The organism is Herbidospora yilanensis, assembly GCF_001570565.1.
In the GTDB taxonomy this organism is placed as follows: domain Bacteria; phylum Actinomycetota; class Actinomycetes; order Streptosporangiales; family Streptosporangiaceae; genus Herbidospora; species Herbidospora yilanensis.
The window spans coordinates 1-20,483 of the sequence record NZ_BBXE01000056.1 but is presented as its reverse complement, the minus strand read 5'-3'; the positions used below and the strand labels follow the sequence as shown (position 1 = coordinate 20,483).

Genomic DNA, 20,483 nt, shown 5'->3' with positions numbered 1-20,483 from the left:
GATCCGGAGGAGATAGCGGTGGTCGGCGCCGGTCTGGCCGGCTGCCTGCTCGCCTGTTTCCTGGCCCGGCGCGGCCTGCGGGTCGCCCTGTACGAACGACGCCCCGACCCCAGGACCGGCGCGGTCGAGCGGGGCCGCTCGATCAACCTCGCCCTGTCGGAACGCGGCCTCGACGCGCTGCGCCGCATCGGCCTGGACAAGCAGGTCATGGCCGACGCGCTGCCAATGCGCGGCCGTGTCATCCACCCGGTGAAGGGCGAGCTCGACTTCCAGCCCTACAGCCACGACGGGCAGCGGGCGATCAACTCGATCAGCCGCTCGGCCCTCAACAACGCCCTGCTCACCGCGGCGGCCGAACAACCCGGCGTGCGCATCGCCTTCGACCACCGGCTGACCGGTCTCGACCCGCGCACCGGCGAGATGACGTACGAGACCCCGGCCGGCACCACGACGGCCAGGGCCGCCGTGGTGCTCGGGGCCGACGGCGCCGGTTCGGCGGTGCGGGCGCAACTGCTGGCGCACGCCGGGCTGACCGAGAGCCTCGACTTCCTCGACTACGGCTACAAGGAGCTGCGCATCCCGGCCCGTGACGGCGAGTTCGCGCTGGCCCCGGACGCGCTGCACATCTGGCCGCGCGGCACCTCCATGATGATCGCGCTGCCCAACCCCGACCGCTCGTTCACCTGCACCCTGTTCTGGCCCAACAGCGGCACCAGCAGCTTCGCCTCGATCGGCAGCCCGGCCGCGATCGAACGCCACTTCGCCGAGCACTACCCCGACCTGGCCGAGCTGGCCCCCACGCTCGTCGAGGACTACCGGCACAACCCCGTCGGCCTGCTCGGCACCGTGCGCTGCACCCCCTGGCACGTCGGCGGCACGGCCGCGCTGATCGGCGACGCCGCCCACGCGATCGTGCCGTTCTACGGCCAGGGCGCCAACTGCGCCTTCGAGGACGTCGTCGAGCTCGACCGCTGCCTCGACGAGACCGGCGGCGACTGGAGCCGCGCGCTGCCGCTCTACGAGGAGCGGCGCAGGGACAACACCGAGGCCATCGCCCGGATGGCCCTGGCCAACTTCGTCGAGATGCGCGACAAGGTCGCCTCCCCCGTCTTCCAGTTCCAGAAGAAGGTGGAGCACGCGCTGGAGCGGGCCCTGCCCGGCCGTTACGTCTCCCGCTACGAACTGGTGTCCTTCTCGACCGTGCCCTACGCCCAGGTGTGGCGGCGGGTGCGCCGTCAGCACCGGGTGCTCGGCGCGGCCGTCGGCGCGGGCGCGCTGCTCGCAGTCGGCGCCCTGCTGAGAGGAAGGCGGAGCGCATGACTTTGTGGACGCCGGACCTGAGGTCCGGCCGCCCGCCCGGCGAGCCGGGCCTGCTGCGCAACTTCGTCGACGGCCGGTTCGTGCCGGAGGGGAAGAGGTTCGCCAAGGTCAGCCCGGTCACCGGGGAGACCGTCTTCGAGGTCGCCGAGGCCGGGGCCGACACCGTCGACGCGGCGGTCCGGGCCGCCCGCCGGGCGATGCGCGGGCCGTGGGGCCGCATGGACGAGCGCGCCCGCGCGAAGATCCTGAACGCCGTCGCCGACGAGCTGGACCGCCGTTTCGACGACCTGGTCACGGCCGAGGTCGCCGACACCGGCAAACCGATCTCGCAGGCCAGGACGCTGGACATCCCGCGCGGCGCGGCCAACTTCCGGGCCTTCGCGGAGATCGCCGCGACGGCCCCCACCGAGTCGTTCGTCACCGGCGGCCGGGCGATCAACTACGCGGTGCGCAAACCCGTCGGCGTGGTGGCGGTGATCGTGCCGTGGAACCTGCCGCTGCTGCTGCTGACCTGGAAGGTCGCGCCCGCGCTGGCCTGCGGGAACGCGGTCGTCGTCAAGCCGTCGGAGGAGACGCCGGCCTCGGCGACGCTGCTGGCCGAGGTGATGGCGGCGGTCGGCGTGCCCGACGGGGTGTTCAACCTGGTGCACGGCTTCGGCCCCGGCTCGGCGGGCGAGTTCCTCACCACCCACCCGGAGGTCGACGCGATCACCTTCACCGGCGAGTCGGCCACCGGCAGCGCGATCATGCGGGCCGCGGCCGACGGCGTGAAGGCCGTCTCGTTCGAGCTGGGCGGCAAGAACGCCGGGCTCGTCTTCGCCGACGCCGACCTCGACGCCGCCGTCGAAGGCTCGGTCCGCTCCAGCTTCACCAACGGCGGCCAGGTCTGCCTGTGCACCGAACGGCTCTACGTGCAGCGGCCGGTCTTCGAGGAGTTCACCGAACGGCTGGCCCGGCGGGCCGCCGAGCAGGGGTTCGGCTGGCCGTCCGACCCGGCGACCGGCACGATGCCGCTGATCTCCCACGGCCACCGCGACAAGGTGCTCGGCCACTACGACCTGGCCCGCGCCGAGGGCGCGACCGTGCTGGCCGGCGGCGACGCGCCGGTCTTCGGCGACGCGCGGGACGGCGGCGCGTACGTGCGGCCGACCGTGCTCACCGGTCTCGGGCCGGACGCCAGGACCAACCGGGAGGAGATCTTCGGCCCGGTCTGCCACGTCGCCCCGTTCGACGACGAGGACGAGGCGTTCGCGCTGGCCAACGACAGCGCCTACGGCCTGGCGGCGACCGTCTGGACCCGGGACGTCGGCCGCGCCCACCGGGCGGGCGCCCGCCTCGACGCCGGGATCGTGTGGGTCAACACCTGGTTCCTGCGCGACCTGCGCACCCCGTTCGGCGGGGTCAAGGCCTCGGGGGTAGGCCGCGAGGGCGGCGTGCACTCGCTCGGCTTCTATTCGGAGCTCACCAACGTCTGCGTGGACCTCTCATGACCGGCATCCGGCGCGCGGCCCAGATCCTGCGCGACGCCTACGACACCGGCACGCCGTGCCCTCCCCTGCGCGGCGGCCTGCTGCCCGAAGGGGACGTGGCCACCGCCTACGCCGTCCAGCAGGCGCAGGTGGAGCGGTGGACCACCGAGGGGCGGCGGCCGGTCGGCGCGAAGATCGGGCTGACCAACCCCGTCGTCCAGAAGGCTCTCGGGGTCTTCCAGCCCGACTTCGGGGTGCTGTTCGCCGACATGGCGGTGCCCGACGGCGCGGAGGTCGCGCCCGGCCGGGTGCTCCAGCCACGGGTGGAGGCGGAGATCGCGTTCGTCCTCGGGGCCGACCTGCCGCACGAGCAGGTGACGGTGGTGGACGTGATCCGCGCGACCGACCACCTGCTGCCGGCCATCGAGATCGTCGGCTCGCGGGTGGCGGACTGGGACATCTCCATCGTCGACACCGTCGCCGACAACGCCTCCAGCGGCCTGTTCGTGCTCGGCCCGAGCCCGCGCCGCGTCGCCGACGTGGACCTGCGGCTCTGCGGCGCGGTGCTCGAACACGACGGCGAACCCGTCTCGGTCGGCGCGGGCGCGGCCTGCCTGGGCAACCCGGCGCACGCCGTGGCCTGGCTGGCCGGGACGCTCGCCCGCGCGGGGCGTCCGCTGCGCGCCGGTGACGTGGTGCTCTCCGGCGCGCTCGGGCCGATGGTCCCGGTGACGCCGGGCGCGGCCTATGAGGCGCGCATCTCGGGCCTCGGCTCGGTCAGGACCTGTTTCGGAGGGGTGCGATGAACGCCGGAGTGGCGGTGATCGGGTCGGGCAACATCGGCACCGATCTGATGATCAAGGTACTGCGGTTGTCGAAGACGCTCCGCATGGTGGCGATGGCCGGGATCGACCCCGCCTCCGACGGCCTCGCGCGCGCCCGGCGCATGGGCGTGGCCACCACCGACAAGGGTGTCGAGGGCCTGGTCGCGATGCCGGAGTTCGCCGACGTCGACGTGGTCTTCGACGCCACCTCCGCCGGGGCCCACCGGCACAACGACGAGGTGCTGCGCGCCCACGGCAAGGTCGTCGTCGACCTCACCCCGGCCGCGGTCGGCCCCTACGTGGTGCCGCCGGTGAACCTCGGCGAGCACCTGGGCGAGCGCAACGTCAACATGGTCACCTGCGGCGGCCAGGCCACCGTGCCGATCGTGGCCGCCGTCGGCAGGGTCACCCCGGTCGTGTACGGGGAGATCGTCGCCTCCATCGCCTCCCGGTCGGCCGGGCCGGGCACCCGCGCCAACATCGACGAGTTCACCGAGACGACCTCCCGGGCGATCGAGGTGGTCGGCGGCGCCGAACGCGGCAAGGCGATCATCGTGCTGAACCCGGCGGAGCCCCCGCTGCTCATGCGGGACACCGTCTACTGTCTCTGCGCCGACGCCGACCACGAGGCGATCGCGCGCTCGGTGACCGGGATGGTGGCCTCGGTCCAGGAGTACGTGCCCGGCTACCGCCTCAAGCAGGAGGTGCAGTTCGACCCCGTGGACGCCTACGTCCCCGCGCTCGGCCGGCGGTTCGCCGGCCTCCAGGTGTCGGTCTTCCTGGAGGTCTCCGGAGCCGGGCACTACCTGCCCGAATACGCCGGGAACCTCGACATCATGACCTCGGCGGCGCTGCGCACGGCCGAACGGATGGTGACCCGGTGAACCGCCTCTACGTCCAGGACGTCACCCTGCGCGACGGCATGCACGCCATCGCCCACCGCTACACCCCCGACCAGGTCCGGCGGATCGCCGCCGCGCTCGACACGGCCGGCGTGGACGCCATCGAGGTCGCCCACGGCGACGGCCTGGCGGGCTCCAGCGTCAACTACGGCCACGGCGCGGCCGGAGACGCCGAGTGGATCGAGGCCGCCGCGTCCGTCATCACCAGGGCCCGGCTCACCACGCTGCTCCTTCCGGGCATCGGCACCATCGCCGACCTGAAGGCCGCCCGCGACCTCGGCGTCACCAGCGTGCGCGTCGCCACCCACTGCACCGAGGCCGACATCGCCGCCCAGCACATCGCCTGGGCCAGGGACAACGGCATGGACGTGGCCGGCTTCCTGATGATGTCGCACATGGCCGACCCCGCCACCCTGGCCGGGCAGGCCAAGCTCATGGAGTCGTACGGCGCCCACTGCGTCTACGTCACCGACTCGGGCGGCCGGTTGCTCATGCGCGACGTCGCCGAACGGGTCGACGCCTACCGGCAGGTGCTCGACGAGGGCACCGAGATCGGCATCCACGCGCACCACAACCTGTCGCTCGGCGTCGCCAACAGCGTCGTCGCCGTCGAGCACGGCACCACCCGCGTCGACGCGTCGCTGGCCGGGATGGGCGCGGGGGCGGGCAACGCCCCGCTGGAGGTCTTCGCCGCCGTCGCCGAACTCCACGGCTGGCCGCACGGCTGCGACGTGTTCGCGCTGATGGACGCCGCCGACGACCTCGTCCGGCCGCTCCAGGACCGGCCCGTGCGGGTCGACCGCGAGACGCTCTCGCTCGGCTACGCCGGGGTCTACTCCAGCTTCCTGCGGCACGCCGAACGCGCCGCCGACCGCTACGGCGTGGACGTGCGCGCCATCCTGGTCGAACTGGGCCGCCGCCGCATGGTCGGGGGCCAGGAGGACATGATCGTCGACGTGGCGCTCGACCTGGGAGGAACCCGATGATCGGCGAGCTCGCCGACCGCCTCGACCAGGCGGCGCTGACGGCCACGGCCATCCCGCGCCTCGCGGCCGAGGCCGGTCTCGGCCCTTCCGGGGCCTATGACGTGCAGCGGGCGCTCATCGAACGGCGGCTGGCCCGCGGCGAACGGCTGACCGGCGTGAAGATGGGCCTGACCAGCCGCGCCAAGATGGCGCAGGTCGGCGTGGAGGAGGTCATCTGGGGCCACCTCACCGACGGCATGCGCGTCGACGACGGCGGCGTGCTCGACCTGGGCCGGCTCATCCACCCCCGGGCCGAACCGGAGGTCGCCTTCCTGCTCTCCCACGACCCCGAGCCGGTCGTCCGGGCGGTCGCCCCCGCGCTGGAGGTGATCGACTCGCGCTTCGAGGGCTTCGACTTCTCGTTGCCCGACGTGATCGCCGACAACACCTCGGCGGCCGGTTTCGTCGTCGGCCCGTGGTGTCCGGTGCCCGGCGGGCTGGACAACCTCGGCGTGCTGCTGGAGGTGAACGGCCGCGTCGTGCAGACGGGCTCTACCGCCGCCATCCTCGGCGACCCGCGCCGCGCCTTCGACGCGGCGGTCCGCCTGGCGGGCGGGCGGGGCGTGGAGCTCCGCGACGGCTGGATCGTGCTGGCCGGCGCGGCCACGGCGGCGGTGCCGCTGAACCCGGGCGACCACGTGCGCGCGGTGGTCGAGAAGCTCGGCACGGCCTCGTTCAAGGCGGCCTCGTGAGCGGCCGGCGCATCGCGCCGGGGGCCGTCATCGCCGGAGTCGCCTCATGAGCGCGGGCAAGATCGTTCCTGGGAAGGCCACCCCACGCGGCCGGTTCCCCCATCTGAAGATCGCCGGGGGGTTCGTGTTCGTCTCGGGCACCTCCAGCCGGCGTCCCGACAACACCATCGCGGGCGCGAGCGCCGACGCGATGGGCACCACCTCGCTGGACATCCGGGCGCAGACCCGGGCGGTGATCGAGAACATCGCCGACATCCTCGCCTCGGCCGGGGCGGGCCTGTCCGACCTGGTCCAGGTGACGACCTACCTGGTGAACATGAACGACTTCGGCGGCTACAACGAGGTCTACGCCGAGTACTTCGACGAGACCGGGCCCGCCCGCACCACCGTGGCGGTGCACCAGCTTCCCCATCCCCATCTGCTGATCGAGATACAGGCCGTGGCGCTACTCCCGGAAGGAGTCGACGAATGACCGACATCACCGAGCCGGTGAACTTCCCCGGCTGGATCGAGGGCAACAAGCACCTGCTCAAGCCGCCGGTCGGCAACAAGGAGATGTTCCCGGGCGGGTCGGACTTCATCGTGCAGGTCGTGGGCGGCCCCAACCAGCGCACCGACTTCCACGTCGACCCGTACGAGGAGTTCTTCTACCAGGTCAAGGGCAACATGCACGTCAACCTCATGACGCCCGACGGACCGCGGACCGTGCACATCCGCGAGGGCGAGATGTGGATGTTGCCGGGCGACGTGCCGCATTCGCCGCAGCGGCCGGAGGCCGGGTCGATCGGCATGGTGGTCGAGCGGGTGCGCGAGGAGGGCACGCTGGAGAAGTTCCAGTGGTACTGCCTCGACTGCGGCAACCGCGTCCACGAGGTCGAACTCCAGGTCCGCGACATCGTCAAGGACCTGCCGCCGGTCTTCCAGGCGTTCTACGCCGACGAGGCCGCCCGCACCTGCGCCGAGTGCGGCGCGCTCCACCCGGGCAAGGGCTGATGGCCGGGCCCGTCGTCGACGTCCACACCCACCTGGTGCCGAAGGGCTGGCCCGACCTGGCCGCCCGGTGCGGCGGCACGGGCTGGCCCTGGCTCCGCGTCGACTCCGAACGCGCCGCCATGATCATGGTGGGCGAGACCGAGTTCCGCCCCATCGGCGCCGAGGCCTGGGACGCGAGCACCCGCCTGGCCGACATGGACGCCGACGGCGTCGACGTGCAGGTCGTCTCCCCCACGCCGGTCTTCTTCTCCTACGACCGCCCGGCCGGCCAGGCCGTCAAAGTGGCCCGCATCTTCAACGACCTCACCCTGGAGACGGTCCGGCACGACCGGTTCGTGCCGTTCTGCCAGGTGCCGCTCCAGGACCCGGAGGCGGCCTGCGAGGAGGTCGACCGCTGCCTGGCCAACGGCCACGCGGGCGTCGAGATCGGCAACCACGTCGGCGACCGCGACCTCGACGACGCGGGCATCGTGATGTTCCTGCGGCACTGCGCGGAGGTCGGCGCGCCGGTCTTCGTCCACCCGTGGGACATGCCCGGCGGCCCGAGGCTCGACCGCTGGATGGCGCGCTGGCTGACCGGCATGCCGGCCGAGACGCACCTGTCGGTGCTGGCGCTCGTCCTCGGCGGCGTCTTCGACCGGGTGCCGGAGACGCTGCGCCTGTGTTTCGCCCACGGCGGCGGCAGCTTCCCGTTCTGGCTCGGCCGCGCCGACAACGCCTGGCACCGCCGCGGCGACGTGGTGCGCGGCCGGTCGGCCCACCCGCCGAGCCACTACGTCGACCGGTTCTCCGTCGACAGCGTCGTGTTCGACCCGGCGGCGCTGCGCCTGCTGGTGGACGTGCTGGGCGACGACCAGGTGATGGTCGGCAGCGACTACCCCTATCCGCTGGGCGAACGCCCCGTCGGCAAGGTCGTGCACGACGCGGAGTTCCTGAGCCCTGAGCAGCGGGACAAGCTGCTGTCCGGCAACGCCCTGCGTTTCCTCGGGAGGACACGATGATCCTGGTGGCCATCACCCCCGGCCTGACGGCCGACCCCGATCTGGTCCGGCACATCGCCGAGACGGAGTTCCGGCGCCTGGGAGTCGACGGCCGCGTGGTGACCGGCCTCGACGAAACGGCGGACGCCGTGGTCGCGGTGGGCCGACCGGTGCCGCACCCCGCCCCCGTCGTCTGGTACGACCCCGCCGACACCGGCCCGGTCGAGGTCTCCCCCGGGTCCGTCCATCTCTACGGCCGCGGCCTCTGGGGCCTGGCCTGGGCGATCCGGCACGCCCTCTACCGGCTGCGACACCCCGCCGAGCGCATCGCCTACGGCCCCGGCGACGAGCAGTGGGGCGAGCTGCGCCTGCCGCCGCACCACGACGGCGGTCCCCTGCCGGTCGCGGTCCTGATCCACGGCGGCTACTGGCGCTCGATCTGGGCCGCCGACCTGATGGACGCCCTCGCCGTCGACCTGGCCGCCCGAGGGTACGCCGCATGGAACCTCGAATACCGCCGCCCCGACCGGCACGGCTGGCAGGCCACCGTCGACGACGTCGCGGCGGGCCTCGACCGCCTGACCGGCCTCGGCTCCCTGGACCTCGGCCGCGTCGTGGTCTTCGGCCACTCGGCCGGCGGCCAGCTCGCCCTGCGCGCCGCCGCCGACGACGACCGGATCGCCCTGGCCGTCTCGCTGGCCGGGGTGCTCGACCTCGGCGAGGGCGAACGCCGCCGCGTCGGCACCGGCGCGGTCCCGCACGCCCTCGGCGGCTCCTCCGCCGAGATCCCGGAGGTGTACGCCGCCGCCGACCCGATGAGCCGCCTGCCTCTCGGTGTTCGGCAACTCATCGTCATGGGCGGCGACGACGACCTCGACCTGATCGACTTCAACCGCCGCTACGTCGCCGGGGCCGGGGCGACGGGCGACGACGTCACCTATCTCGAACGTCCGGGCGACCACTTCGCCGTGATCGACCCCACGTCGGAGATCTGGGCCTCGGCCATGACCGAGGTGGACGCCAGGATTCGTTATTGACGTAAGACGTCATACGAATTACGTTCCCCGGTGGGCCTAGCGCCCTCACCGGAAGAAAGGAACTCCTGTGCGTCCGTCCCCCAAAACGCGCAGACGTCCGGCGGCGGCCTTGGCCGCCGCCCTCACCACCGCGCTCCTCACCGGGGCGTTATCCGTCCCCGCCCACGCCGCCGCCCCCGCCAGCCAGACCATCGTGGTCGCGCCGACGGGCGCGGCCAACGCCGACGACGACGGGAACGGCCGGCGGGACGAGCCGCTGGCCACACTCGGCGAAGCGCAGCGCCGGGTCCGCGCCGCGCTGGCCCAGGGAAACATCAACGTGACCGTGGAACTCCTCGACGGAGTCCACCGGCTGACCGAGCCCCTGCGCCTGACCGGCGCCGACTCCCCCGGCGACGGCACCACCGTCACCTGGACGGCCGCCCGCGACGCCCACCCGGTGATCAGCGGCGCCACGCCCGTCACCGGCTGGGCGCTCGACGACGCCGCCACCGGCGTCTACAAGGCCACCGTCGGCACCGGCTTCGACACCCGCCAGCTCTACGTCGACGGCAAGCTCGCCCAGAAGGCGCGGCTCCGCCTCGCCCGCGGCGACATCACGTTCAACGCCAACGGCTTCACCCTCAACAACGCCGCGTTGTCCTACCTCGCCGGCCTGCCCGACCAGAAGCGCATCGAGTTCCAGGCGATGTTGTCGTTCACCAACCGCTTCGCGCCCGTCGAGAGCATCACCGGCACCACCGTCGTCATGCAGCAGCCGGCCTGGAACAACAACACCTACGGCTACGACACCATCCAGTCGCCGCTGCGCGCCGGGACCTTCACCCTGCTCAACTCCAGGAGCTTCCTCAACGAGGCCGGCGAGTGGTACCTCGACACCACCGCGGGCGTCCTCTACTACAAGCCGCTGCCCGGCCAGGACATGGCCACGGCCCGGGTCGAACTGCCCCGGCTGGAATCGCTGCTCCAGGTCGGCGGCACCTACGACGCTCCGGCGCGCAACCTGCGGTTCGAGAACCTGACGTTCACCGGCACCTCGTGGCTGCACCCCAGCACGTCCGACGGCTACGCCAACCAGCAGACCGGCGTGTTCATCAGCGGCGTCCAGCCGCACCGGCCCGCCGACGCCTTCACCTCCTGCGCGTTCGGCTGCAAGGGCTTCGAGGGCTCCCGCAACGGCTGGGCCCAGTCGGCGTCGGCCGTCCAGGTCTCGGCCGCCGAGGACATCGCCTTCACCGGCAACACCTTCACCAACCTCGGCTCCCTCGCGCTCGGCATCGGCAACGACGCCAACGCGCATGCCGGCGGCGTCGGCCTGGGCGCCCACAAGGTGTCGGTCGCCGGGAGCACGTTCACCGCGAACGCGGGCGGCGGGATCATGGTCGGCGGCGTCCGTCCCGACGCGCACCACCCCTCCGACCCCCGCATGGTCAACAGCGACATCTCGATCAGCGACAACCGCGTCTACGCGACCGCGCTGGAGTACCTCGACCAGGACGCGATCTTCGCCAGCTACGTCACCCGGTTGTCGATCGAGCACAACTACGTCTCCGACATGCCGTACACGGGAATCGGGCTCGGCTACGGCTGGGGCGCCAACGACCCGGGCGGCAGCCCCGAGTACCTGAACCGCGGCCTGTACGACTTCCAGCCCGTCTACGACACCCCGACGACCCTGAGCGACGTGCGCATCGTCGGCAACCACGTCCGCAACGTCGTGCAGACCATGTTCGACGCCGGCTGCATCTACACCCTCTCGGCCATGCCGCGCAGCGTCATCGACGAGAACTACTGCGAGGGCAGCGGGCAACTCGGCCTCTACTTCGACGAGGGCTCCCGTTACCTGAGCGCCAGCCGGAACGTGTTCGTCCGCACCGCCGGCCAGTGGGCGCACGCCAACAACCAGAACGGCAACCGCACCGGCGACCTCACCCTGATCGACAACTTCGCCACCAACTCCGGCATCACCGGCATCACCAACGGCCAGCGCGGCAACGTCGTCCGCGGGAACCGCACCGTCACCGAGGCCACCCTCCCGCTGGAAGCCAGCCGGGTGATCTACCAGGCCGGTCCCACCGGTGACCACCGAGGCGTCCCCGACGCGCAGCGGCCCCCGGTCGGCGCCGCCCTCGCGGCCGATCCGGCCGTGTTGCGGGCCGGGGAGTCGACGGACGTCACCGTGACCGTGCGGAACTTCAGCCCGCGCCGGGCCTCGGAGTTCGCCGTCGCCCTCACCGTCCCCGACGGCTGGCGGGCCGAGCGTGTCGGCAAGCCGGTGCGGTACGGCCTGGACTCCGGCACCTCCGACAGCGAGACGTGGAAGGTCACCGCCCCCGAGTCGGTGCCGACCCCCGTCAGCCGGGCGGAGGTGAAGGCGACCGTCACCGGACGCGCCGACCAGGCCGGCTTCAGCCTCACCCGATCGCTCGCCGTGACCGCGCTGAACCCCCTCACCTCGATGAAGGGGCACGGCTCGGTGCCCAGCCAGTTCGCCGAGGCCGGGTCGGAGTTCGTCATCATCACCTCCGGAACCGACATCTGGCAGGACGCCGGCGGCTCCTTCGACGAGTACGGCGCCGTCTACCGCGACGATGTGGCCGGTGCCACCGCCACCATCTCCGCGCAGGTCACCCGCATGGACAACACCAACGGGTGGGCCAAGGCCGGCGTCGTGCTGCGCAACGACGTCACCGGTTCGGCGGTCTCGCCGGGCTACGCGGCCATGGTCGCCACCCCGGGCAACGGGGTGGCGTTCCAGTGGGACGCCAACGGCAACGGCTACCTCGACTCCTTCAGCGGAGCCTCGGGAGTCACCGCACCGGTGTGGGTCCGGCTCGTCCGCTCCGGCGACCAGGTCAGCGGCTACTACTCCAAGAACGGCACCACCTGGACGAAGGTCGGCTCGACCGTGACCCTGCCCGGCATCGCCGAACGGCAGGACGCCGGGCTCATCGCCACCTCCCACGCGGCCAACGTCACCGGCCAGTTCGGCTTCAGGGACTTCAGCGTGAGCTGACCGCGTGACACATCCCCCGTGAGAGCTACCCGAAGTGTTCGCCTCTCGGGGATTCGTGACCCGCGACCGCGTTCGTAGCGTTTCCGGCGTGTCGCCGTACGGATGCGGCGCGGGTCACCGGAGGTTCCATGGACACGACACAGCGCACCCGCTCTCCCTTCGTCTGGCTCCCGGTCGGACTGGTGGCCGTCGGCGGGGTGTCGGCGCTCGCCGGGGGCGGGGCGGTGCTCTCCCTCGTGGCCGCGGTCGCGGCGACGGCCGTCTACTGGGCGGTGATGCGGTGGGTGGCGCGGCGTCCCGCGCCGGAACTGGCCCGGCGCGGAGCCGGGCGGGAGGCGCTGACCGGCGGGGCGATCGGCCTGGGGTTCGTCCTCGTCTCGGTGCTGGTGATCACCGTGTTCGGCGGCTACTCGTTCACCTGGTCGAAGGGATGGTCGGCGCTGGCGCCGCTGGCCGCCGTCTCGATCGGCGCGGCCGTCACCGAGGAACTGCTCTTCCGGGGGCTGGCGCTGCAGGCGCTGGAGGCGCTGTTCGGGAGCCGGGTCGCGCTGGCGGTCACCGCGCTGCTGTTCGGCGGCCTGCACCTGGCCAACCCGGGCGCCACCGTGTGGAGCTCGGTGGCGATCGCCGTCGAGGCGGGGGTGCTGCTGGGGGCCGCGTTCCTGTGGCGGCGCACCATCTGGTTCGTGGCCGGGCTCCATTTCGCCTGGAACGCCACCGAGGCGTTGCTGGGCATCCCGGTCTCCGGCCACCCGTCCGAGGGTGTGCTGACCACCCATGTCTCCGGACCCGAGTGGCTGACCGGCGGCGGGTTCGGGCTGGAGGCCTCCGTCGTCCCGGTCGTCGTGAGCCTGCTGATCGCGGCGGCGATGCTGGCCCGCGCCCGCCGCTAGGCTCGTCAGATGTCGGCCAAAAGGGACGTACTGCTCGCCTCGCTGCTCACGCTGCCGGCGTTCACACCGACCGTGGCGGGCATCGGGGCCGAGATCGGCGACCTGCCCAAGCGCCCGTCCGACGCCCTCGCCGTGGCCGTGACCTTGGCGATGACCGTCCCTCTGGTCGTCCGCACCCGATGGCCCGGGGCCTGCCTGCTGATCGTCGGCAGCGCGTTCGCGCTGCACCAGGCGCTCGCCTTCCCGCCGACGTCAGGCACGGTCGGCCTCTACGCGGCGTTGTACGCCGTCGGCGCCCACCAGGCACGCCTGCGCCGGACGACGTGCATCGCGGCGACCACGGCCTACGTCGTTCTGGCGGTGGTCCTCCACCTGCTCGGCTCGCCCCGGCAGATCCCCGACTTCCTCGCGTTCTACCTGGTGCTGGCGGTGGCCTGGACGGCCGGAGCGGGGGTGCGCCGATGGCGCGCCGACGAGGTCGAACGGCGGCGCCTGTCGGCGGAGGTGGCCGTGGTCGCCGAGCGCGCCCGGCTCGCCCGCGAACTGCACGACGTGGTCACCCACCACGTGACCGCGATGGTGGTCCAGGCCGACGCCGCCCAGTACCTGCTGCCGGGCGCACCCGGCCGGGCCGGCGAGTCGCTCACGGCAATCAGCGGAACCGGCCGCCGCGCGCTGACCGAACTCCGCTCCCTGCTCGGCGTCCTGGAGGCCACGGGCGCGCCTGGCCCCGGCACCGGGAACCCGGCGAAGATCCTCGTCGTCACCACCTTCAACGTCGACGAATACGTCTACGAGGCCCTCCGCGCCGGCGCGAGCGGTTTCCTGCTGAAGGACGCCCACCCGGCCGAGCTGATCAACGCCGTGCGCACGGTCGCGGCGGGCGATTCCCTTCTGGCCCCCGCCGTCACCCGCGCCCTGATCGGCCACTACGCCGAACGGATCCGGCCCGCCTCCCCGTCCGGCGACCGGGTGGTGGACGTCCTGACACGTCGCGAGCTGGAGGTGCTCAGGCAACTCGCCGCCGGGTTGTCCAACGCCGAGATCGCGGCCGCGTTGTTCATCACGCCGGAGACCGTGAAAACCTATGTGTCCCGAATTCTGACCAAGCTCGACCTGCGCGATCGTGTTCAGGCGGTCGTCCTGGCGTACCGGATCGGCCTGGTTTCCCACTCCCCATGAAAGGGCTCGAATGATCCGCGAAGCCATGACCAGGTGGACCGTCGCCGTGCCGGCGCTCGCCTTACTGGCCCTGGCCCTGTCGTGGGGCCGCGACCTGCCCGTGCCGGTGATGGTGATCGTGGCCTTCCTGCTGATGGGCGCGGTGCTCGCCGCCGTCCACCACGCGGAGGTCATCGCCCACCGGGTGGGCGAGCCCTTCGGGTCGCTGGTGCTGGCGGTGGCCGTGACGGTGATCGAGGTGGCGCTGATCGTCAGCCTCATGATCTCCGGTGGACCGCAGACGGCGACGCTGGCGCGCGACACGGTGTTCGCGGCCGTGATGATCACCTGCAACGGCATCGTCGGCCTGTCCCTGCTCGCGGTCACGCTGAAGCGGAAGATCGCGGTCTTCCAGGCGGAGGGCACCGGCAAGGCGCTCGCGACCGTCGCCACGCTGGCCACGCTGAGCATGGTGCTGCCGACCTTCACGACGAGCGCGAACGGTCCGGCCTTCTCCCCGGCGCAGCTCGCGTTCGCCGCGGTGGTCTCCCTGCTGCTGTGGGGGCTGTTCGTGTTCACCCAGACGGTCCGCCACCGCGACTACTTCCTGCCGGTCGAGGTCGAGGGCCGTCCCATGCGCGAGGACGACCACGCGCCGCGGCCCTCGGGGCGCACGGCGCTGGTCAGCCTGGGTGTCCTGATGGTCGCGCTCGTCGCCGTGGTCGGCCTGGCCAAGGTCGAGTCGCCGGTGATCGAGGCGGCCGTGTCGGCGGCCGGGCTCCCGCACGCCGTCGTGGGCGTCGCGATCGCCCTGCTGGTGCTGATGCCCGAGACCATCGCGGCGGTCCGGGCGGCCCGTCGCGACCAGGTGCAGATCAGTCTCAACCTGGCGCTCGGGTCGGCGATGGCCAGCATCGGGCTGACGATCCCCGCCATCGCGGTGGCCTCGATCTGGCTGGAGGGCCCGCTGCTGCTCGGCCTCGGGCCGACGCACATGGTCCTGCTCGCCCTCACGTTCGTGGTCTCCACCCTCACGGTCGTGCCGGGACGCGCCACGCTGCTGCAGAGCGGCGTGCACCTGGTGGTGTTCGCCGCGTTCCTGTTCCTGGCGATCAGCCCGTGACCGGCCGCCTCCGCAACGCCGCCCCCACCAGGGCGAACCCGATCAGGAACGGATACACGACGCCGCGCTCGACCAGGCCGATGAGAATGCCCGCGCCCGATTCGAGCAGGGCCATGTAGCCCACCAGCGAGACCAGGCCGACCACCCCGGCCGCCACCAGGACCCGGCCCAGCCCGCGGGACAGTCCGAGGAGCCGATGCGCCGCGCCGATGAGGACGGCGAGCACGTTGCCGCCGATGAACGCCAGGAAGGCGCCCATCCCGTGGTAGTCGGTCGCGGTGTCGGCCGTGTCGCCCGATCCGGGGAAGAACGCCAGGACGACGCCCCCGGCCGCCAGCAGCGCCGCCATCGCGACGATCGGCCACCGATGGCGGCCGGGCAGCCCTCTCAGCAGGACCGCGCCGGTCAGCGCGGCGACTCCGAAGAGGAAGAAGCCGGTGTTCATCACCCAGGCGAGCGGCGAGTACATGTACTGCCCGAACGCGGTCGCGGGGCCGCGCACCCCGAGGTTGCTGATGAAGTGGTGGGTGTAGCTGTAGGGCGGGTCGCTCCACGCCGCCGCCGCGACGAACTCGGCGGTGAAGTAGACGGCCGCGCTGGCCATGAACGCCGCCCCCGCCGGACGGCTCCGCACGTCGGACATGGTTTCCTCCTGAGGTCGGAACGGTGTACGCAGACTGGGGCCGGTCGCTCACACGGGACTGTCACGGCGCTCACACGGCCCGCCGCCGGTTTGGGACCCGCGGGAGAGCACGCGAAGATGGGCCGATGGACGAGGGTGCGCGGCTTCGCGTCACACTGCTCGGCGCGTCGCGGGTGACTCGCGGTGCGGCCGTCGTGCCCGTGCCGGGCGCGCGGCTGCGGGGCCTGCTCGTCCGGCTGGCGCTCGCCGGGGGCCGCGCGGTCGCGCCCGACACCCTGGTCGACGCGATCTGGGGGGCGGAGCCGCCGTCCGTCCCCGCCCACGCGCTGCAGACCCTCGTCTCCCGGCTGCGCCGCGCCCTCGACCCCGGCGGCGCGGCTCCCGACGTCGTCGGGTGGACGGCGGGCGGCTACCGGCTGGCGGTCGACCCCGACGACGTGGACGCGCTGCGCTTCGAGCGGCTCGCCGCCGTCGGCCGGGAGAGGTCGTGGGCGGGTGACCCGGAGGCCGCACACGCCGCCCTCGCCGAGGCCGTGGCGTTGTGGGGCGACCGTCCCGGCGTGGAACCCGCCGTCGTCGCCGAGGTCGCGCCCACGGTCGCGACCCGGCTGGCGCAGGTGTCGATCGAGGCGGTCGTGGACCTGGCCGACGCCGAATCGTCGCTGGGGCGGCCCGAGCCGGCGACCGCCATGCTGACCCGGTTGCTGGCCGAGCAGCCGGCGCACGAGCGGTCGGCCGCGTCGCTGATGGACACGCTCGCCGCCCAGGGACGTCAGGCCGAGGCGCTGGCCGTCTACGAGCGGACCCGGCGGGCCCTGGCCGAGGTCCTCGGCGTCGACCCCGGCACCGCCCTGCGGGAGCGCCACCTGCGCCTGCTGCGCCCCGACCGGCCCGTCCCGACGCCGTCGGCGACCACTTTGCCCTCGGCTCTGACCAGCTTCATCGGCCGTGACGACGACCTCGCCCGCATTGACGTCCTGCTCGGCGGCGGGCGGCTGGTCACGGTCGTCGGCCCCGGCGGCGCGGGGAAGACCCGGCTCGCGCTGGAGGCGGCCCGCCGCCGCGCACACCCCGCCTGGCTCGTCGACCTGGCGTCCGTCACCGAACCGGCGGAGATCGCCCCGGCCGTGCTGGCCGCCGCCGGGGTGCGGGGCCCGATGTTCGAGGCTCGCAAGCGGGTCGAGGGCGGCGAACTGGACGTCCTCGTGGGCGAGCTCGGCCGCCGCGAGGGCCTGCTGCTGGTCGACAACTGCGAGCACCTGATCGACGCCGTGGCGCACCTGGTCGTGGCGTTGTTGTCCCGCTGCCCGGAGCTGCGCGTGCTCGCCACCAGCCGCGAACCCCTCGCGGTCGACGGCGAGGCGCTGCTGCCACTCAGCCAGCTCACGCTGCCCGCCCCCGACGCCGACGTCGAACAGGCCCGCGAGGCGGCGTCGGTGCGCCTGTTCACCGAGCGGGCCGCCGCCGTGCGGCCCGGATTCGGCGTCGACGAGACGACCCTGCCCGACGTCGTGCGTGTGGTGCGCGGCCTCGACGGCCTGCCGCTGGCCCTCGAACTGGCCGCCGCCCGGCTGCGGACCCTGTCACTGCCCGACCTGGCCGACGGCCTCGCCGACCGGTTCCGGCTGCTCACCACCGGCAGCCGCACCGCCCCGCCCCGGCACCGCACGCTGCGCGCGGTCATCGCCTGGAGCTGGGATCTCCTCGACGAACACGAACGCACGGTCGCGGAGCGCGTCTCCGTCCTGCCCGGCGGCGTCACCGCCGCCTCGGCGACCGCCGTCTGCGCGGGCACCGCCGTGCCCGCCGCCGCGATCCCCGACCTGCTCGCCGCCCTCGTCGACCGGTCGCTGCTCCAGCTCGCCCCCGGGCGTCACCGCATGCTCGAAACCATCCGCGAGTACGGCGCCGACCGCCTGACCGCCACCGGCGACCTCGACACCGCCCGCGACCTGGCCGCCGCCCACTTCACCGAGCTGATGGCCCGCCACGACCCCCGGCTGCGCGGGCACGACCAACTCGCGGCCATGAAGGTCGTCGGCGACGACTACGACAACACCCTCGCCGCCCTGCGCCACCTGTGCGCCACCCACGACTCCCCCGGCGCGGTGACCCTCGCCCTCAGCCTGACCTGGTACTGGCAGATGTTCGCCCGCCACTCCGACGCCGCCCACTGGCTGGCCGAGGCGCTGGCGGTGCCCGGCGGCGGGCCGACGGCGACGACGTCTGGCTGGCCGGGCTGGCCCACATGTTCCAGGCCGAGATCACCGAGAACGCGGGCGAGCTCGACCGGACACGCGTCCACGTCGAGGCGGCCCTGACCCGCTTCCGGCAGGTCGGCGACCGCTGGGGCCGGGCCGCCACCCTGCCGATGCGGGCCCGGTACCGGCGCTACGACGACCTCGACGGCGCGTTCGCCGACCTGCGCGAGGCCGGGAGGCTGGCCGGCGAGTTCGGCTCGCTCAGCCTCGGCGACCGGCTCCACGGCGACCTGCGCCGCATCGACCTGCACCTGCGGCGCGGCGACGTCGACGAGGCACTGGCGCTGATCGACTCCGCCAGGGAGCGTGCCGTGCACGCGACCTCACCGGAGCTGCCGACCCTGATCGACACGTGCGAGGCCGACCTCCGGACCCGGCTCGGTGACCTGGACCGGGCGACCGGCCTGCTCGGTGACGCCCCCTTCCTCTCGGACCACGCCCGGACGTCGGTCGCGAACGCGCGGGCCGCCCTCCGCCTCGCCCAGGGCGACCCGGCGGGCGCGGAGAACGTGCTGCGTGAGGCCTGCGCGGCGGCGCTGGCGACCGGTGAGCTGCCCGTCCTGTCGCTGGTGGCGGTGAACGCGGCCGCGCTCGCCGAGGCGCGCGGGCGGCGGCACGAGTCGGCGGTGCTGCTGGGAGCCGCCGCGCGGTTGCGCGGCGCCCACGACCACACCGATCCCCGGGTGCGCGAACTCACCCGCCGGGGCCGGGCCGCGCTGGGCGACGAGGAGTTCGGCGCGGCGTACACACGCGGCTGGGAGATGGACGGGGAGACGGCCGCGGCCACGGTCGTGCCCTGACCTCGCCGCTGTTCCAGCGGGTGTCGCCCGGCGGAACGGGATGGAACGCCTTATGTGTGAGGCGGCCACGATCCGCCGCCTCTCCACGACGATCAGAACCCGAGAAGGACAGACCATGAGAGGCACTCTCAAGCGGCTGGCCGCCGTACTGGTGGCCGGCGTCGGCGTCATCGGCCTGGCCACGACGCCCGCCCAGGCGGCGACCGTGATCACCGCCCACCTGGAGATCGGCTTCAACACCGGCGTGCCTGCCGCCCGGACCATCAACCTGAACGTGCACGTGCCCATGAACGAGTACGACGCGAACGGCTACCTCATCCACGGCGCCAGGATCCAGGTCCGCTTCTACGGCAGCGACCCGGGCACCGACACGATGATCTACGGCCCGGTCACCTGGTACAAGGACGACTACGGCCTGACGGCGGGCCCCGACGGCATCCGCCTCGACTACGGCTGGGAGGTCCCCCAGGGCTCGTTCCTCAACGAGGACAGCGGCTGGGGCAACAACGGCGACGAGGTCTACATCGTCGCGAAGTTCATCGACGGCGACGGCGCGACCATCAGCGCCGAGTCCAACATCGAGGAAGGCATCTACTGAGCCGCCCCCATACGCCGGTGGTCCGGCGCCTCCCCTCCGCAGCCGGACCACTCCACGCCCTGCCCCGAAAGCAAACTTCGCCAACAGGTGTTTCCGGTGAAATTTTCACCAGCCCGGTCTGCGTAGTGTGATCTCCATCCGGCTCGAATGCCCAGGCCGGCACCCCCTCCACGGGGAGGCGCGCGCCCGCGCGCGACGGCGGCTCGTTGACCCCGATTCGGACCGTCGGATGTACTCCGCGACAACGCACCTCGTCAGGTGCCGCGGAGAAATGTTTGCGATAACACGGCTCCGTGGCCACGCCTCCGAACCCCCCTCAAGGAAGCGGCATGCTCCCACCTGCGATCCTGGCCATCGCTCCGTCAGTCCGACGAACGCTCATCGTCACCGCCGCTGCGGCCCTCGGGGCCGGCGTCCTGGCGGTCACACCACCGTCCGCCTCGGCCGCGGCCGACACCCTGGGGGCCGCCGCCGCCCAGTCGGGCCGGTACTTCGGCGCGGCGATCGCCGCGGGCCGGCTCAGCAACTCGACGTACGTGACCATCCTCAACCGGGAGTTCAACCAGGTCACCGCCGAGAACGAGATGAAGTGGGACGCCACGGAACCGTCCCGTAACAGCTTCAACTTCAGCAACGGCGACCGCATCGCCAACCACGCGATCTCGCGCGGCATGAAGATCCGCGGCCACGCCCTGCTCTGGCACCAGCAGATGCCCGGCTGGGCGCAGAGCCTGTCGGGCTCGGAT

19 protein-coding genes and 1 pseudogene are annotated in these 20,483 nt (G+C 72.8%); 19 read left to right on the top strand and 1 reads right to left on the bottom strand.

All coding sequences use genetic code 11. From position 1 onward, the window contains the following. The 15 genes and pseudogenes from AW273_RS35525 to AW273_RS35460 all read left to right on the top strand — a co-directional run. On the top strand, positions 1–1,320 hold a 1,320-nt coding region (locus AW273_RS35525; RefSeq protein ID WP_063910219.1), incomplete at its 5' end, for an FAD-dependent oxidoreductase. After that, on the top strand, positions 1,317–2,810 hold the full coding sequence (locus AW273_RS35520) for a 2-hydroxymuconic semialdehyde dehydrogenase (RefSeq protein WP_062358119.1): 1,494 nt from the start codon (positions 1,317–1,319) through the stop codon (positions 2,808–2,810). The genes AW273_RS35525 and AW273_RS35520, both read left to right, overlap by 4 nt. Further along, a complete protein-coding gene (locus tag AW273_RS35515) occupies positions 2,807–3,595 on the top strand; it encodes a 2-keto-4-pentenoate hydratase (RefSeq protein ID WP_062358116.1) in 789 nt (262 codons plus the stop codon). Before AW273_RS35520 ends, AW273_RS35515 begins: the two co-directional genes overlap by 4 nt. Continuing rightward, positions 3,592–4,497: an acetaldehyde dehydrogenase (acetylating) gene (locus tag AW273_RS35510; RefSeq protein ID WP_062358114.1), complete on the top strand. Its 906-nt coding sequence runs from the start codon at positions 3,592–3,594 to the stop codon at positions 4,495–4,497. Before AW273_RS35515 ends, AW273_RS35510 begins: the two co-directional genes overlap by 4 nt. Then, positions 4,494–5,501, top strand: a complete 1,008-nt coding sequence (gene dmpG / locus AW273_RS35505) for a 4-hydroxy-2-oxovalerate aldolase (protein ID WP_062358112.1) — start codon at positions 4,494–4,496, stop codon at positions 5,499–5,501. The genes AW273_RS35510 and dmpG overlap by 4 nt, the downstream gene beginning before the upstream one ends. Then, positions 5,498–6,232: a 2-keto-4-pentenoate hydratase gene (locus AW273_RS35500; protein ID WP_062358109.1), complete on the top strand. Its 735-nt coding sequence runs from the start codon at positions 5,498–5,500 to the stop codon at positions 6,230–6,232. The genes dmpG and AW273_RS35500 overlap by 4 nt, the downstream gene beginning before the upstream one ends. A 46-nt stretch (positions 6,233–6,278) precedes the next feature. Next, a complete protein-coding gene (locus AW273_RS35495) occupies positions 6,279–6,704 on the top strand; it encodes a RidA family protein (RefSeq protein WP_062358106.1) in 426 nt (141 codons plus the stop codon). Beyond that, complete coding sequence (locus AW273_RS35490; RefSeq protein WP_062358104.1) at positions 6,701–7,225, top strand: 3-hydroxyanthranilate 3,4-dioxygenase; 525 nt, start codon at positions 6,701–6,703, stop codon at positions 7,223–7,225. Before AW273_RS35495 ends, AW273_RS35490 begins: the two co-directional genes overlap by 4 nt. Then, positions 7,225–8,226, top strand: coding sequence for an amidohydrolase family protein (locus tag AW273_RS35485; RefSeq protein WP_062358101.1), 1,002 nt, complete (start codon positions 7,225–7,227; stop codon positions 8,224–8,226). The genes AW273_RS35490 and AW273_RS35485 overlap by 1 nt, the downstream gene beginning before the upstream one ends. Next, positions 8,223–9,242, top strand: a complete 1,020-nt coding sequence (locus AW273_RS35480; protein ID WP_062358099.1) for an alpha/beta hydrolase family protein — start codon at positions 8,223–8,225, stop codon at positions 9,240–9,242. Before AW273_RS35485 ends, AW273_RS35480 begins: the two co-directional genes overlap by 4 nt. A 67-nt stretch (positions 9,243–9,309) precedes the next feature. Then, positions 9,310–12,258, top strand: coding sequence for a right-handed parallel beta-helix repeat-containing protein (locus AW273_RS35475; RefSeq protein ID WP_157556482.1), 2,949 nt, complete (start codon positions 9,310–9,312; stop codon positions 12,256–12,258). Positions 12,259–12,386: 128 nt separating this feature from the next. Beyond that, positions 12,387–13,151, top strand: a complete 765-nt coding sequence (locus tag AW273_RS35470) for a CPBP family intramembrane glutamic endopeptidase (protein ID WP_062358097.1) — start codon at positions 12,387–12,389, stop codon at positions 13,149–13,151. Between the two features lie 9 nt (positions 13,152–13,160). Further along, positions 13,161–13,601, top strand: a pseudogene (locus AW273_RS39545) (DUF7134 domain-containing protein); the annotation flags it as partial. Beyond that, a complete protein-coding gene (locus tag AW273_RS39540; protein WP_500778879.1) occupies positions 13,581–14,333 on the top strand; it encodes a LuxR C-terminal-related transcriptional regulator in 753 nt (250 codons plus the stop codon). The pseudogene AW273_RS39545 and the gene AW273_RS39540, both read left to right, overlap by 21 nt. Positions 14,334–14,358: 25 nt before the next feature. Continuing rightward, entirely contained in the window at positions 14,359–15,435 is a 1,077-nt protein-coding gene (locus AW273_RS35460; protein WP_198168529.1) for a calcium:cation antiporter, read from the top strand. Here AW273_RS35460 and AW273_RS35455 read toward each other — a convergent pair. Then, entirely contained in the window at positions 15,425–16,078 is a 654-nt protein-coding gene (locus tag AW273_RS35455; RefSeq protein ID WP_062358093.1) for a DUF998 domain-containing protein, read from the bottom strand. The genes AW273_RS35460 and AW273_RS35455 overlap by 11 nt on opposite strands. A 125-nt stretch (positions 16,079–16,203) precedes the next feature. Between AW273_RS35455 and AW273_RS35450 the strand changes: the two genes are divergently transcribed. The 4 genes from AW273_RS35450 to AW273_RS35440 all read left to right on the top strand — a co-directional run. After that, on the top strand, positions 16,204–18,399 hold the full coding sequence (locus AW273_RS35450) for an ATP-binding protein (RefSeq protein ID WP_198168528.1): 2,196 nt from the start codon (positions 16,204–16,206) through the stop codon (positions 18,397–18,399). Beyond that, positions 18,327–19,139: a hypothetical protein gene (locus AW273_RS38305; RefSeq protein ID WP_198168527.1), complete on the top strand. Its 813-nt coding sequence runs from the start codon at positions 18,327–18,329 to the stop codon at positions 19,137–19,139. Before AW273_RS35450 ends, AW273_RS38305 begins: the two co-directional genes overlap by 73 nt. A gap of 115 nt (positions 19,140–19,254) precedes the next feature. After that, the gene (locus tag AW273_RS35445) at positions 19,255–19,737 is read left to right on the top strand and encodes a hypothetical protein (protein WP_062358092.1); all 483 of its coding nucleotides are present in this window, start codon (positions 19,255–19,257) and stop codon (positions 19,735–19,737) included. 329 nt (positions 19,738–20,066) lie between these two features. After that, on the top strand, positions 20,067–20,483 hold a 417-nt coding region (locus tag AW273_RS35440), incomplete at its 3' end, for an endo-1,4-beta-xylanase (protein ID WP_198168526.1).

Excerpts from the sequence above, each read along its gene's own strand:
- AW273_RS35520 (WP_062358119.1), top strand. The coding sequence starts at position 1,317 with ATGACTTTGTGGACGCCGGACCTGAGGTCCGGCCGCCCGCCCGGCGAG.
- AW273_RS35515 (WP_062358116.1), top strand. The coding sequence starts at position 2,807 with ATGACCGGCATCCGGCGCGCGGCCCAGATCCTGCGCGACGCCTACGAC.
- AW273_RS35510 (WP_062358114.1), top strand. The coding sequence starts at position 3,592 with ATGAACGCCGGAGTGGCGGTGATCGGGTCGGGCAACATCGGCACCGAT.
- AW273_RS35500 (WP_062358109.1), top strand. The coding sequence starts at position 5,498 with ATGATCGGCGAGCTCGCCGACCGCCTCGACCAGGCGGCGCTGACGGCC.
- AW273_RS35495 (WP_062358106.1), top strand. The coding sequence starts at position 6,279 with ATGAGCGCGGGCAAGATCGTTCCTGGGAAGGCCACCCCACGCGGCCGG.
- AW273_RS35490 (WP_062358104.1), top strand. The coding sequence starts at position 6,701 with ATGACCGACATCACCGAGCCGGTGAACTTCCCCGGCTGGATCGAGGGC.
- AW273_RS35485 (WP_062358101.1), top strand. The coding sequence starts at position 7,225 with ATGGCCGGGCCCGTCGTCGACGTCCACACCCACCTGGTGCCGAAGGGC.
- AW273_RS35480 (WP_062358099.1), top strand. The coding sequence starts at position 8,223 with ATGATCCTGGTGGCCATCACCCCCGGCCTGACGGCCGACCCCGATCTG.
- AW273_RS35470 (WP_062358097.1), top strand. The coding sequence starts at position 12,387 with ATGGACACGACACAGCGCACCCGCTCTCCCTTCGTCTGGCTCCCGGTC.
- AW273_RS35460 (WP_198168529.1), top strand. The coding sequence starts at position 14,359 with ATGACCAGGTGGACCGTCGCCGTGCCGGCGCTCGCCTTACTGGCCCTG.
- AW273_RS35455 (WP_062358093.1), bottom strand. The coding sequence starts at position 16,078 with ATGTCCGACGTGCGGAGCCGTCCGGCGGGGGCGGCGTTCATGGCCAGC.
- AW273_RS35450 (WP_198168528.1), top strand. The coding sequence starts at position 16,204 with ATGGACGAGGGTGCGCGGCTTCGCGTCACACTGCTCGGCGCGTCGCGG.
- AW273_RS38305 (WP_198168527.1), top strand. The coding sequence starts at position 18,327 with ATGTTCCAGGCCGAGATCACCGAGAACGCGGGCGAGCTCGACCGGACA.
- AW273_RS35445 (WP_062358092.1), top strand. The coding sequence starts at position 19,255 with ATGAGAGGCACTCTCAAGCGGCTGGCCGCCGTACTGGTGGCCGGCGTC.